8 protein-coding genes are annotated in these 14,363 nt (G+C 65.5%); 4 read left to right on the top strand and 4 right to left on the bottom strand.

The annotated features are described in order from the left end of the window. Positions 1-112: 112 nt before the first annotated feature. Positions 113-1,504, bottom strand: coding sequence for a hypothetical protein (locus tag BM374_RS34505; protein WP_177248742.1), 1,392 nt, complete (start codon positions 1,502-1,504; stop codon positions 113-115). A 75-nt stretch (positions 1,505-1,579) separates the two neighbouring features. On the opposite strand from BM374_RS34505, the gene BM374_RS34500 reads away from it, so the two are divergent. Then, positions 1,580-2,776: an MFS transporter gene (locus tag BM374_RS34500; RefSeq protein ID WP_092303006.1), complete on the top strand. Its 1,197-nt coding sequence runs from the start codon at positions 1,580-1,582 to the stop codon at positions 2,774-2,776. On the opposite strand, the gene dgcA is transcribed toward BM374_RS34500, so the two are convergent. Next, positions 2,746-3,741: an N-acetyl-D-Glu racemase DgcA gene (gene dgcA / locus BM374_RS34495; RefSeq protein WP_092303004.1), complete on the bottom strand. Its 996-nt coding sequence runs from the start codon at positions 3,739-3,741 to the stop codon at positions 2,746-2,748. The genes BM374_RS34500 and dgcA overlap by 31 nt on opposite strands. 134 nt (positions 3,742-3,875) lie before the next feature. Here dgcA and BM374_RS34490 point away from each other — a divergent pair, with 134 nt between their 5' ends. From BM374_RS34490 to BM374_RS34480, 3 genes are read left to right on the top strand one after another with little or no spacing between them, the layout of a single operon-like run. Beyond that, on the top strand, positions 3,876-5,009 hold the full coding sequence (locus BM374_RS34490) for an MlaE family ABC transporter permease (protein WP_092303002.1): 1,134 nt from the start codon (positions 3,876-3,878) through the stop codon (positions 5,007-5,009). Between the two features lie 2 nt (positions 5,010-5,011). Further along, the gene (locus BM374_RS34485) at positions 5,012-5,782 is read left to right on the top strand and encodes an ABC transporter ATP-binding protein (RefSeq protein WP_177248741.1); all 771 of its coding nucleotides are present in this window, start codon (positions 5,012-5,014) and stop codon (positions 5,780-5,782) included. A gap of 16 nt (positions 5,783-5,798) precedes the next feature. Continuing rightward, complete coding sequence (locus tag BM374_RS34480) at positions 5,799-6,677, top strand: MlaD family protein (RefSeq protein ID WP_092302999.1); 879 nt, start codon at positions 5,799-5,801, stop codon at positions 6,675-6,677. Between the two features lie 891 nt (positions 6,678-7,568). Here the strand turns inward: BM374_RS34480 and BM374_RS34470 are convergent. Both BM374_RS34470 and BM374_RS34465 read right to left on the bottom strand, forming a co-directional pair. Further along, positions 7,569-8,132 (bottom strand): DUF262 domain-containing protein, encoded by a 564-nt coding sequence (locus BM374_RS34470; RefSeq protein WP_092302995.1) that lies wholly within the window; start codon positions 8,130-8,132, stop codon positions 7,569-7,571. 355 nt (positions 8,133-8,487) lie between these two features. Beyond that, positions 8,488-14,268: an apolipoprotein A-IV repeat region-like domain-containing protein gene (locus tag BM374_RS34465; protein ID WP_092302993.1), complete on the bottom strand. Its 5,781-nt coding sequence runs from the start codon at positions 14,266-14,268 to the stop codon at positions 8,488-8,490. Between the last annotated feature and the right edge of the window lie 95 nt (positions 14,269-14,363).

The raw sequence follows: 14,363 nt of genomic DNA, 5'->3' as shown, positions 1-14,363 counted from the left end.
ATGTCTCCGAAAGCATTCGTGTGGCGTGGGTCCGGGCTCTGCGCGGCAGCGTTGCCAGGACGATGCTACGCATCGCCAAGGCTGCAGCGCGGCCGGGACACAAAGGACCGCCCTAAGAGAAGAACGCGATCTTTTCGGCCTGGGTCATGCGGCGGATCGGGGCGAGCGCATCGTTGGCGGCGGGGCGGGGCTTTTGCAGGATGCCGCTGGCCAGGATGGTGGCGCCGAGCGAGGACGCGGGCAGGGGTGACGGTCTCGGCAGCGTCGCGGTGTGGGCTGCGTCAAGGGATGCTGCGGCCGCCATGGCTGGGGCCGGTTGCTCCATCACTTCGGCGGCGGCTTCCGCGATGGCATCGGTGAGGCGCACGAGCGATTCCATCGCGATCGGGGCCTCAGTCACCGGCGCTTCGACGTCAGGCTCTTCGACATGGGGCGCGACCGGCGCTTCCATGGCGACCGGCTCCGCGATGTCAGCGGCCATCGGTTCCGGCATCGGCTCGGGAATGGCTGCTTCCATCTCCGTGGGCTCGACGATCGCGTCGAACTCCGGATCGGGCGCGGCCATCTCCAGCGCGATGGCTTCGAGAATGGCCTCGTCCTCGGCTTCCGCGGTGGCATCGAGCGAGAACTCGTCGGTGATCTCGGCGACGGCGGTGGGCTCGGCGAGGCCTTCCTCGACTGCAGCAACACTCCCTTCGACAGGGGGATGGCTTTCGGCGATCTCCGGTGCGACCGCGACGTCCGCCATCGCGTCCTCGGCAACGCCGCCGCTCGCATCGACGACTGCCTCAAACTCAGGCTCGGGCTCAGTCTCGGGCGCGATCTCCTGCGGCATCTCCGTAAAAGCCACGGGGGTGTCGCCCGCGATCGCCGCAGGCGCCTCGGCCTCAGGCGCTTCTGCGATCGGCGGTGCTTCCTGCGTTGGCGCTGGAGCGGGACGCGCCGAGCTCTGCGGCGCTGCGCCGCTGCCGGCCTCGGTCTGCTCGACCCGGTCCTTGAGCAGATCGAAGGCGGCCTTGAGGTCGGCGCGCGGGTCGATGCTCGAGGCCTGGGCGCAGGCCGCTTCGATCGAGGCGAGCTGCGAATCAATGAGGTCGCAGATCCGCCCATCGGCGCCGATCTCGCGCCAGCGCCAGGAGATCTCCTTGATGATGCGAACGCCGCGCGTAACAGGCGCAAGGCTCGCCGCGATTGCGGCGGGATCGAAGGCCTTGCCGGCGGCGCTTTCTGCCTCCTCGACGGCGCGGCGGATCGCGACCAGCGCTTCGGGCAGGCGATCCTCGACAACAGGTTGTCGCTGTGCCGCAAGGCTTTCTTCGATTTTCGCGACCGCGTCGAGCACCATGCGGGTGTCGGCATTGCGGTTGCGCTTGGCGTATTCGCCGAGGAACCAGCGGCCGCGCGCGGTCTCCATGAAGGCTTCGCGGATCGCATCGTAATCCTGCTCGTTCGGCTCGGCCGCGCGGGCAGACATGGGCGAGAGGGCGAATGCTTCGTTGGCCATGACAATCTCGTCGCGCAAATCACCGCGCGTTACTGTAACGATCACCACGATATCGACCGAATCGCAATTGCTTTGATGCCGTCCGAATCACAAATCTCCACACCAGCAGCAGTCAAGCGGCGATTCGCCGTGAGCCTCGCGCTGTTCTACGGCACGACATACGGTGTCCTGGGCACCCATCTGCCGTTCTTCACGGTGTGGCTGAAGGCCATCGGTATCGAGCCGGGCTGGATCGGAATCATCAGCGCCGTTCCGGCCGTCACGCGCTTCACGACGCTGCCTTTCGTGACCAGCCTCGCTGAACGGCGCCGCGCATTGCGCGGCGCGATGATTCTAATGGCGTCGGCCACGGCGCTCTGCTTTATGCTCGTCGGCACTCAGCAGCAGCCTTTGCCGGTGCTTGGGCTCTACATCGTGACCTGTTGCTGCTGGACTCCGCTGACACCGCTCACCGATGCCTACGCCTTGCGCGGAGTGGCCCGGTATAAATTCGACTACGGCCCCGTGCGGCTTTGGGGGTCGGTCGCGTTCATCCTCGGTGCGCTCGCTTGCGGGCTGTTGATCGATGTGATCGCGGCGCGCCAGTTGATCTGGGTCATTGTCGCGATGGCGGCGATCTCGGCTTTGACCGCGCTTTCGCTGCGGCCGCTGGAGGATGTGCCGCGAACGTCAAGGGTGGCGGAGGCCGGCAAGCCTCTGCTGCGGGACGTGGGCTTCCTCTCCATCATTTTCTCGTCCGCGCTGATCCAGTCCAGCCACGTCGCCTATTACACCTTCGCCTCGATCAACTGGCAGAACCATGGTCTTGGTGGATTGACGATCGCGGGGCTGTGGACGCTCGGCGTCTGTGCCGAGATCGTCGTCTTCGCGGTGTCGCCGCGCTTTTCGTTGCATCCCGCGGGGCTGGTGTTGATCGGAGGCCTGAGTGCCGTGCTGCGCTGGTCGATCACCGCGCATGAGCCGCAGATCGCCGTGCTCGCGGTCACGCAGCTCGGGCACGGCCTGAGCTTCGGCCTGACCCAGGTTGGCGTGATGAATCTCATGGTGCGTCACGTACCGCCGCGTCAAATGGCGCGTGGACAGGGATATTACGCGGCGACCGGCGGGTTGTTGAGCGCGGCCACATCGATCGCCTCTGGCGTGATCTACGCGCGCTATGGCGAGGGGCTGTATTACGTCATGGCGGCGATGGCCGCGGCCGGCGCGCTGGTGATCTGGTCGGCGCGGCACCGGCTCACGGCTCATCCCCAGAGCGAAGCCTCAGGCGGATAGACCAGGCTCTCGTCATAGCGCAGGCCGTGATCGCGATCGCGCGCGAGCAGCAAGGGGCCGTCGAGATCGACGAAGCGCGCCTGCGGCGTCACCAGCATCGCCGGCGCCATCGACAGCGAGGTCGCGACCATGCAGCCGACCATGATCTCGAAGCCGAGCGCCTGGGCGGCATCGGCCATGGCCAGCGCCTCGGTGAGGCCGCCGGTCTTGTCGAGCTTGATGTTGACGGCGTCGTAGCGGTCGCGGAGCGGGGCAAGGGAGTTGCGGTCATGCACGCTCTCATCGGCGCAGACGGTGAGCGGCCGCTTGAGCCGTGCCAGCGCGTCGTCCTTGCCTGATGGCAACGGCTGCTCGACCAGGGTGACGCCGGCGGCGGCGCAGGCGGCGAGGTTGGCTTCCAGATTGGCCTCGGTCCAGGCCTCGTTGGCATCCACGATCAGCTCGGACTCCGGGGACGCCCTGCGCACGGCCGCGATCCGCTCCGGATCGCCATCGCCGCCGAGCTTGATCTTGAGCAGCGGCCGGTGCGCGGCCTTGGCGGTCGCCGCCGACATCGCCTCCGGCGTGCCCAACGAGATTGTGTAGGCGGTGGTGCGCTCGCCCGGCATCGGGCGGTCCAGCAGGCTCCAGGCCCGCCGGCCGGCCGCCTTGGCCTCGAGATCGATCAAGGCGCAATCCAGGGCATTGCGGGCGGCTCCAGGCGGCATGGCGGCCTGGAGGGCCTGCCGCGTCAGGCCATCAGCGACGGCCGTCTGCATGGCCTCAATCGCGGCCAGCGTCGCCTCGGGCGTCTCGCCATAGCGGGGATAGGGCACGCATTCGCCGCGGCCGATCAGGCCGTTCCGGCTCACTTCGGCCACGACGGTCACGGCTTCGGTCTTGGCACCCCGGCTGATCGTGAAACTGCCGGCGATCGGAAACCGCTCGATTCGCACCGAGAGGACGGGAACATTGCTGGAAGTCATTTTGAACTCTGGCGAAATCTGAACCTGCTGGTTACCTGTAGCAACTAACATTAACCAGTTGGGGATACCTTTTCCGGGTAAGGGCGTGTGCGCAACTATCTGATTTCCTCCGCCCCGGGTCGGGAGCGGACACCTTGAGCGGCGAGCCCAAGCTGGAACGGATTGCCAAGGGCAATGCGCTGGCTCTCTGCGCCACCGGAACCTGGACCGCGAGCTTCGCGCCGGTGCTGGAGCGGATGGTGGCCGATGCCGAGAAGCTCGCCGGCGGCCCGCAAAGCATCTTCATCGACGTCTCCGAGGTCGCCAAGCTCGACACCTTCGGCGCCTGGCTGATCGAGCGGCTGCGCCGCAGCCTGACGCAAGGGCCCATCGAGGCGCAGATCGCCGGGCTGTCCGCCAATTATTCGAGCCTCGTCGACGAGGTGCGCCGGGTCCGCGCAACGCCGGTGGTCGAGACCTCCACGATCACCATCACCGGCATGCTGGACCAGATCGGCCGGACTGTTGCGGGCCTCGCCGGCACGGTGGCCGGCCTGGTCGACATGCTCGGCGCGGTGCTCGCGGCGGGCGGTCGGGTGCTGATCCATCCACGCTCGTTCCGCCTGACCTCGACCGTGCATCACATGGAGCAGGTGTGCTGGCGCGCGGTGCCGATCATCGTGCTGATCACCTTCCTGATCGGCTGCATCATCGCGCAACAAGGCATCTTCCATTTCCGGCGCTTCGGCGCCGATATCTTCGTCGTCGACATGCTCGGCGTGCTGGTGCTGCGCGAGATCGGCGTGCTGCTGGTTGCCATCATGGTCGCCGGCCGCTCGGGCAGCGCCTACACCGCCGAGCTCGGCTCGATGAAGATGCGCGAGGAGATCGACGCGCTCCGCACCATGGGCTTCGACCCGATCGAGGTGCTGGTGCTGCCGCGCATGCTGGCGTTGGTGCTGGCGTTGCCGATCCTCGCCTTCCTCGGCGCGATGGCCGCGCTCTATGGCGGCGGGCTGGTCGCCTGGCTCTATGGTGGCGTCGATCCGGAGGCCTTTCTTTCGCGCCTGCGCGACGCCATCTCGATCGACCATTTCATCGTCGGCATGGTCAAGGCGCCCGTCATGGCCGCGGTGATCGGCATCGTCGCCTGCGTCGAAGGCCTCGCCGTGCAGGGCAGCGCGGAATCGCTCGGACAGCACACCACCGCGTCGGTGGTGAAGGGCATCTTCTTCGTCATCGTCATGGACGGCGTGTTCGCCATCTTCTTCGCCTCGATCGGAATGTGACGATGGCGGGCGACATTGAAAATCCCATCATCCGCGTCCGCGACATCACCGTGCAATTCGGCGCGACGCGCGTGCTCGACGGTCTCAACCTCGACGTCAAGCGCGGCGAGATTTTGGGATTTGTGGGTCCCTCCGGTGCGGGCAAGTCGGTGCTGACACGCACCATCATCGGGCTGGTGCCGAAGGTTGCTGGCTCCATCGAAGTGTTCGGCGTCGATCTCGACGCCTCCAGCACCTCGCAGCGCCGGAATGTCGAACGGCGGTGGGGCGTGCTGTTCCAGCAGGGCGCACTGTTCTCCTCGCTGACCGTGCGGCAGAACATCCAGTTTCCGATGCGCGAATATTTGCGCGTCTCGCAGCGGCTGATGGATGAGATCACCATGGCCAAGCTCGCGATGGTAGGCCTCAAGCCTGAGGTGGCCGAGCGTTTTCCTTCGGAACTTTCAGGAGGCATGATCAAGCGCGTCGCGCTCGCACGCGCGCTGTCGCTCGACCCTGATCTCGTGTTCCTGGACGAGCCGACCTCCGGCCTCGATCCGATCGGCGCCGGCGATTTCGACGAGCTGGTGCGGACGCTTCAGCGCACTTTGGGACTGACCGTTTTCATGGTAACCCACGACCTCGACAGCCTTTACACAGCTTGCGACCGCATCGCCGTTTTAGGGAACGGTAAGATCATTGCGGCAGGGTCGATCGCCGACATGCAGGCCTCGCAGCATCCCTGGCTGAGGCAGTATTTCCATGGCAAGCGCGCCCGCGCGGTGATGAGTTGAGTAGCCGGAGCACCTGATGGAAACGCGGGCGAATTACGTATTGATCGGATCCTTCACGCTGGCGGTGATCGCGGCGGCGATCGGCTTCGTGCTGTGGTTCCAGTCGCTGCATACCACCAAGCAGCGCAGCCCCTTCCGGGTCGTGTTCGAAGGTCCGGCGGCAGGCTTGCGCAACGGCGGCAGCGTCAACTTCAACGGTATCCGAGTGGGCGAGGTGGTCTCGGTGAAGCTCGACAATCCGCGGCGGGTTGTCGCACTCGCCATGGTCGAGAACAACACCCCGCTTCGCAAGGACACCCTGGTCGGCCTCGAATTCCAGGGCCTCACCGGTGTCGCTGCCATCTCTCTCAAGGGCGGCGACGAGGCCGCACCGCCGCCGCCGCTCGACGAGGACGGCATTCCGACGCTGACGGCCGATCCGAACAAGCTCCAGGACGTCACCGAAGCGATCCGCGGCACGCTCCAGAACATCAACAAGATCGTCGCCGACAATCAGGAGTCGGTGAAGAACTCGCTGAAGAATCTCGAGACCTTCACCAACTCGCTCGCCCGCAACTCCGAGAAGATCGACGGGGTGATGGCCAAGGTCGACGGCGTAATGCTCAAGGCCGACAACCTCATGCTCGGCCTCAACTCGCTCGCCGGCGGCAAGGACGGCGGCGAGCTGTTCCAGACGGTGAAGTCGATCCGCGAGCTCGCCGAGGATTTCGACAAGCGCTCCGGTGCGCTGATGACCGACGGCCGCCGCACCCTCGGTGACATCAGCCGTGCCGTGAACAATTTCGACCGCAATCCGACCCGCGTGCTGTTCGGCGCCAGCAACAGCAGCGCACAGCCCGCGCCGCCGCCCGAGCCGCCGAAGCCGGCGCCGGCGAGCGAGCGCAAGCGGCAGTAGCGCACGAAACGGTAGGCTCCCCAGTCGGGTTTGCTTGAACGGCTCAGGCGGCTACGCGTTCGTGGATAAGGCCGTTTAGCAAGTCTTCCGGCGCGTATCTTTGCAGGCCGTCCTCGATCGCATGCGGGTGACGGCGATGGCGACGACGAAGCCCCAGCCACGAGGGACTCGGCGCCGCCACTGACTATCGCGGAGGCCAAGCGACTGCTGTCGATCTCGCTGGGCGTTGACCCCGCCAATATCAAAATCATCGTCGAGGGCTGATGAATACACCGATCGACGTCTGGAATGCCGGCACCTTCGACCAGGAGCTAATGTCGAAGCTGCAGGCTAAGGCGGAGTTGATCCGGAATTACCTGACTACCAATCGGCGCCTGTTTGAGGAGCGTGAAGCATCACGAATGGAGAACGACAAGTCCTGGCGGACGCCCCGCCGCGTGTGCCAGGAGCGTGTACACCAGGCCCCATCTCCGAAGTCAGGTGGCTGCGCAGCTCCTGCGGGCCGCGGCCGTCGCGGGCGACTTTGTCGAGCAGGCGTTCGAACTCGCTGATGTAGCGTTCGACAGAAGCGCAGGAGCAACGCCAGCAGATCGATGGAAGTAGCTGCGCTTCGGCCTACTGCAATTGTTACACGCGTTGCTCGGATCTGACGAGGCCTTCTTTCGGAGAGACCACTCCATCCCGATCAGTGAGGGATCGTCGATCGATTTGGGCAACATGATTTGTCGTGAGGATGCCCGAAGCGACGTCGGCTATCACGACGTCGCTCAATCGAACTCAACGACGCTCCAAGACGGCAGTCGGCAGTACCCAATTGGCCAAAGGGCGCTCTATTGAATGACGCGGGGGGCTTTAGGGAATGCTTCGATCCTGGGGAAATCTTCTGACGTATCAAATTGTCCAAATCTTGAGTGCATCATCTGCCATCGCATGCTGCCGGCAGATGGCAGACGCTTCTGTCAATCGTTCGTGAGATTCGGTCTTTACTTTTGCGGTGGTTCTCAGCTCATTGTCGGGTGCGAGCAGCGTGCTCCTAACGAAAAAATCGTTGTCTTCTACGTTGAGACGCAGCTTGGGGACGTGCTCGCCACTGTTTTCATCGAACTCGAGCAGGAAGTTTTGCGTGTATTTGTGGGAGGCCTCTTTTTCGTTCGACGTACCTGCGAATAGATGATCGCGAATGGCAGAAATCAGAACTGCCGTTGTTGCCAACCTTTGCTGGCCGTCGGCAACCTCCCAACGATTGTCGCCGGTTTGAGACAGAACAATCGTTCCCAAAAAGTAAGTCTTACTTTCACTTGCAATCGCATTTGAGAAGTCTTGGAGCAGCGTTCGAACGTGATGGTCTTCCCACGCGTAAGATCGCTGGTTTAATGGCACCTTTAGAGAGTAGCGGTTGAGAACCGAACCAATGCCAGACTCGCCGATTGCGATTCCTATTCCCGCTCCAGCCATTAGCTAACCCTCCGATCAACTAAAAATAGAACCTATTTGCCGGATTCGACCAACTCGCGCCGCGAGAGGAGAAAGCGACCATAATTTCGGAATAATAGCATATGCACCTGTTTTGCCCGACGAGTCAAATCAGGGTTGCTCTCAGTCTAAATTGTTGATTTTGCTCTCGGCGGCTACTGTGCATGGGGTTGTTTTTGCTGTTGCGCTTGGCCACGCTACGGTATGCGGCTCAGCCACGCACCGCCGAGGAGTGGCGCGCCGCGTCCGGGCACGAGAGCGTGCAACGACAAGCTCAAATAAAAACGGAGGCCGTGAGGCCTCCGTTTCCTATTCTTGGTTGCTGTTACGAGCCCGTTTATCCCAGCCGACCCGCCGCATGCGCGAGCAGCGTGTACACCAGACCCGTCTCCGAGGTCAGGTGGCTGCGCAGCTCCTGCGGACCGCGGCCATCGCGGGCGACTTCGTCGAGCAGGCGTTCGAACTCGCCGATATAGCGGTCGACCGTGCCCTTGAAGTTGCGGTCGGCGCGATACTTGCGGGCCACCTCGTCAAAGGCCTTCTGGCCGGCGGGCGTGTACAGGCGCTTGGTGAAGGCCTTGTTCTCGCCGCGCTGGTAGCGGTCCCACATCTCGGCCGCGAGGTTGCGGTCCATCAGTCGGCCGATGTCGAGCGACAGGGATTCCAGCGGATTGCTGCTGGCCTGCGGGGCCTGCGGCTGCGGCGAGGGTGCAGCCTGGCGGCCACGCGGGGCCTCACGGCCGGACGGAGCGCCCTGGTTCGCGTCGGTGCGGTTGAGCAGATCCGACAGCCAGCCGTCGCGGCCTTGGTCGTTGCCGCCGGGGGCGACCGGCGGAGCCTCGGTGCGACGCGAGGAGGCAGGCAAGCCGAGGTCTGGCGGTGGCAGCGTCGAGGCGCTGCCGGTGTCGCGCATGCGGGTTTCGGTGACACGAACGCCTGCAGTCGCCATGATCGGCTCTTCCTGGCGCTGGACGGCCGCAGAAGCGCGGCTCGTCGTGGTGACGTCGAGGCCGCGGCCGTGCTGGGCCACGATGCGGTTGAGCTCGGCGAGCGCCTCGATCTGGTCGACGATCACCTTGCGCATCTGCGCGGTGCTCTCGGCGGCCTCCTGCGGCATCTCGAGCACGCCGCGGCGCAGCTCGTTGCGGGTGGCTTCGAGCTCGTTGTGCATCTCGAGCGCCATCTGCTTCATGCTGGCCACGAGGTTGCCGAACTTCTCGGTCGACTGCTTGAACATCGCATCCGCTTCGTCCGTGGTCTGGCGGTAGATGTCGTGCATGGCCTCGATGGTCTGGCGATGCTCCTCTTCGGAGGCCGACCGCACCGCCTCGAACTGGCGGGTGATCGCGGCCGAGCCCGCACCGGCGGTCTCAGCGACCACGCGGGCGATGTCGCGGGCGCGCTCTTCGGCCGCAGCGAGCGACTCATCGAGCAGCCCGGTGAAGCGCGACAGGCGCTGGTCGAGATCGGCGGTGCGCAGGTCGATGGTGGTGACGAGCGATTCCAGTGCCGCCTTGCGTTCGGCGAGCGAGGCGGTGGTGTTCTTGTTGCTCTGCTCGACCACCTGGGCGGCATCGACCAGCGCCTTGCCGTGGGCGTCGAACTGGGTCGACAACTCGCCGAGGTCCTGGAGCGCCTTCGTGGTCTTCGAATTGAACACGTTGAGCTGGTCTTCCAGGTTCTGCGTCGCTGCGCCGTTGCGCGAGGTCACGTCGTTCATCGCCGAGACGAAGTCGGCGACGCGCGTCACCAGCGCCCGCTCGAGCGAGTTGAGGTTGTCGTGCGCACCGGTCAGCACCTCCTGGAGGAGGATGTTGCCTTCGCGCAGGCGCTCGAACAGGGCGATGGTGTCGGTACGCAGGATCTTGCTGGTCTCCTGCATCTCGGTGACGGCTGCGATCGAGACCTGGCGCGACTGGTCGATCGCCGTGCGCGAGGCCTGCTCGAGGTCCTTGAGCGAACGGCCGACCGCACTGGTTGCGACCTCGCTCGCGGCGTTGATGGTGCGCGCGACTTCGTTGCCGTTGCCCATCATGGTCTGCGAGAAGGCCTGGCCGCGCGTCTCGATCGACTTCAGCGCGTCGGAGGTGACGCGGTCGATGTCGAGCGTGAGCTGGCTGGCCTTCGAGCCGATCGCGTCCACGAGCGAGCCGCGCTTGGCGTCGATCATGCTCGAGAGGCGGTCGGCCTGCTGCTGCACATAAGTGACGATCTCGTCGGTCTTGCCGGTCATGGCCTGGCCGAAGCTCGAGCTGGCCGCGAGCACCGAACGCTCGACGTCGGCCGAACTCGACTTGACCCGCGAACTCGCCTCGTTGGAGGCGGAGATCAGCGCGTTCTGGGCGTTGAGCGCGCTGCTCTGGATGTCGCTGGTCGCGTTCGCCGTCGCCGTGCTCAGCGCGCGCTCGATCTCGGTCGAGATCGTGCGGATCTGGCTTGCGGCATCCGCCGAGGTCGAGGTCAGCGAGGTCTGCGCCTCGCGGGCACTGTTGAGGATGGTCGAAGCAGTGTCGGCGCCGACCGCGGTCAGCGTGCGCTCGATGTCCGTCGTCAGCGACTTGATCTGGCTCGCCGCGTCGGTCGACGCGGTGATCAAAGTGCCCTGGGCCTCGCGGACGCCGCTGGTGAGCGCCTCGATGGTGGCGCCGCCGGCGGTCGCCAGCGCGCGCTGCATCTCGGCTGCGAGCGAGCGGACCTGGCCGGTCTGCTCGGCCGAAACCGCGAGCAGGGTGCTCTGGGCGTCGCGGGCGCTGGCCGTGATCGTCTCCGCGCTGGTCTGGCCGACCTGCGACAGCGAACGGTGCACCTCGGCCGCGAGCGACTTGACCTGGCTCGCCGCCTCCGAGGACGCATTCACAAGCGTGCTCTGAGCTTCGCGCGCGCCGGCCAGAATGCTCTCCGCCGTCGAAGTGCCGGCCATGGAGAGCGAACGCTGCACGTCGGCCGTCAGAGCCTTGACCTGGTTGGCCGCATCCGCAGATCCGGCAACGAGGGTGCTCTGGGCTTCACGCGCGCCCGTCATGATGGTCTCGGCCGTCGCGGTGCCCGCCATCGACAGCGAGCGCTGCACGTCGGAGGACAGCGCCTTGATCTGGTTGGCGGTCTCGGTCGAGGCCGCGATCAGCGTGCTCTGCGCGTCGCGGGCGCCGGCAGTGATCGATTCCGCCGTGGTGGTGCCGGCCAGCGACAGCGAGCGCTGCACGTCGGCGGTGAGCGTCTTGACGTGGTTGGCCGCATCCGACGAGGCGGTGACGAGCGTGGTCTGCACCTCGCGGGCGCCGGCCAGGATCGAGGCCGCGGTGGCCGAGCCGGCCGCGGAGAGCGTGCGTTCGACGTCGGCGGCGAGCCCCTTGATCTGGTTGGAGGCATCGCCCGAGGCGGCGACCAGGGACGACTGCGCCTCACGGGCGCTGGTCAGGATCGAGTTCGCAGCACCGGTGCCGACCGCAGTCAGCGCGCGCTCGACCTCGGCAGAGGTCATCTTGAGCTGGGCGTTGACGTCGGAGGAGACCGTCATCAGCGACTGCTGCGCGGCGCGCGCACCGGTCTGGATCGTCTCGCTGGTGTTGACCACGAGGTTGGTGAGCGAGCGCTCGGCGTCCTCGACATGCGAGCGGATCGCGGTCGAGATCATCTCGGCGCGGGACATCATGTCCTCGCTGGCCTGGCGGCCGCTGCTCTCGATGCGGCCGGCGACGGCCTCGACACGCGAGCCGAGCAGGTCTTCGAACTGCGCCACGCGGATGTCGATGTCGCTCGCGACCGAGCCGACCTTGGTCTCGATCGCCTGCTGGATGTCCTGGAAGCGCGCCGTGACCGTGTCGGTCAGGTGCATGCTGCGGCCATCGATGAGCTCGCCGACACTCGTGATGCGGCGGTCGACGGCCTCGATTGCCTGCGCCGTGCCGTCCGTGAGCGTCGAGTTCAGCAGGGTGAGGCGGGTGTCGATCGACTGCACGGCCTGCGAGGCGCCGTTGGTCAGCGCCGAAGTCAGGTAGGTCAGGCGGGAGTCGATGGATTCGAGCGCCTGCGTCGCACCGCCGGTCAGGGTGGTGGTGAGGTGGGTCAGGCGGGTATCGATCGACTGGATCGTCTGCGAAGCGCCGTCGGTCAGCGACGTCGTGAGGTGGTTGAGACGGGAGTCGATCGACTGGATCGCCTGCGTTGCACCGTCGGTCAGCATCGTGGACAGCGTGTTGAGGCGGCCGTCGATCGTCTCGGTAACGGACTTCGCACGTGCATCGAACGACTGCTCGAGCGCGCCGACGCGGCCGCCGAGCTGGTGGTCGAAGGTCTTGATATGGCCTTCGATCGTATTGTCGAGGCTGGCGATCTTGCCGTTCAGCGAGGCGTCCAAGTTGGACACGCGTTCGCCGATCGAGGTCTCGAACTGGACCAGGCGCTGGTCGAGAATGGCGGTGATCTCACCACCGCTCGAGGTGAAGCGGGTGTCGAAATTGTCGACATAGGTCTTCAGCGATTCGTGGATGTCGTGCGTGCGCTGGCCCATGCGTTCGACGATTTCGCCGCCGAAGGTCTTCACGGTGCGGTCGAACTCGGAGATGTGGCGCGTGATCAGGGCACCCAGCGTGCCGGAATCGCGGGCGAACTTCTCCACCAGCTCGGTTCCCTGGTTCTTCACCAGCTCGTCGAACGCGCTCATCTGCAGCGACAGCGAGTCGTGCGCGGTCTCGGTCTGGCTGACGACCTTGGCGACGAGGGTGTTGACGGTGGCATCGAGCGCTTCGCTCGCCTTGTCGCCGGAAGTCATGATCTGGCCGGCGAGGCGGTTGCCGGCGTCGTCGATCTTGGCGGAGAGGTCGTTCGAGCGCAGCTCGAGCTCGAGCAGCAACGAGTCCGACGAATTCTTCAAGGAGTCGTGCACCTGCTCGGTGCGCTCGGAGATGCCGTCGACGATCGCCGCGGAACGCTGCTCGAACTCGCCGGTGATGCGGTCGATGCGCTCGTTGAGCATCTCGTGGACGCGGTCGGCGAGATCGACGAACTCGTCGTGGACGTGGCCGGTCTTGAAGTTGAGACTGGTGGTCAGCCGCTCGCTCGCGTCGAGCACCGCGCGGGTGGTCTCTGCGCTGGCCTCCTCGAGACGGTCGAGCAGGTCGCCGCCACGCTCGCCGAGCGCCAGGATCATGTTGTCGCCGGCATGGCTGAGCGCGCTCGTGATGTGGGCGCCGCGCTCTTCCAGCGCGCCGGTAATGGATTTTGCGACTTCGTCGACACGCGAGGCGATGGCGTCCGAGATCAACGCGATGTCATGGCGAAGGTCGATCTGCACGCCGGAAATGGCGCTGCGGACCTGCTCGGCCTGGCCGACCAGGTTGTCGCGTTGATGGGCGATGTCCTGGAGCAGGGCGCGGATGCGGACTTCGTTGTCGGAATAAGCGCGCTCCAGCGCCGCGACCTCGTTGGCGACCAGTGTCTCGAGTTCGCCGGCACGCGCGATCGCGCGCTCGATGCCGTCGCCCATCGCGGCGACCTCGCGGCGGATGGCCTGGCCGACGGTGACCATGGAATCGGAGGCCGAGCCTTCCGGCTCGGAGAAGCGGATCGCGACCTGCGCCATCGCCTGCGCGACCTGACTCATCTGCTGGCCGCGCCAGACCAGGCTGGCGAGGAAGTAGAACAACATGATGGGCGCGAAGAACATCGTGGCGAGGCCGGCGATGGCCAGCACGCCGCCGCTCTCGCCCATGGCGGCCCGGATCGAGGGCAGGAATCCGACGGTCAGCGCGGCACAGGCGGCGAGCCACACGACGGTGAAAATGGTCGCGCCAGTGTAGATGTTGCGGGCAGGGCGGCCCGTTTGCAGCGACTGGAGCAGTTGGCCGATGGTCTCGCGGTCGTCATTGGCGGCGCGGCGCGAGGGGCGCGGTTCCTCGAGGGAATCGAACACGGCGCGCTCGTTGGCGGCAGCACGCGGCTCGAAGGCCGGTTCGTCGAACACGGGAGGTGCGGGCGGTACGACCGGTGGTGCCGATTCGTTGCGCATGGATGCATTGCGGCTGGTATCGGCAGCCGTGTCGCTGATGTTGAGGGCTTCCTGAATCGCAGAAAGCGCAACTTCTGTGGGGTCTTTGACCTTTTTGGGAGTATTGGCCATGTTCAGTCCGAGCCCTCGTTACTTGTACGCGTCCCCCCGCGAGCTCTGCGCGCTACGCAAGCCCACAGTCCGGATCATGCCGCTTGCGCGGATCT

The organism is Bradyrhizobium sp. Ghvi (genome assembly GCF_900115265.1).
GTDB lineage: Bacteria > Pseudomonadota > Alphaproteobacteria > Rhizobiales > Xanthobacteraceae > Bradyrhizobium.
Note: the sequence above shows the minus strand (reverse complement) of the source record. Positions and strands in the feature narration are given on the sequence as shown.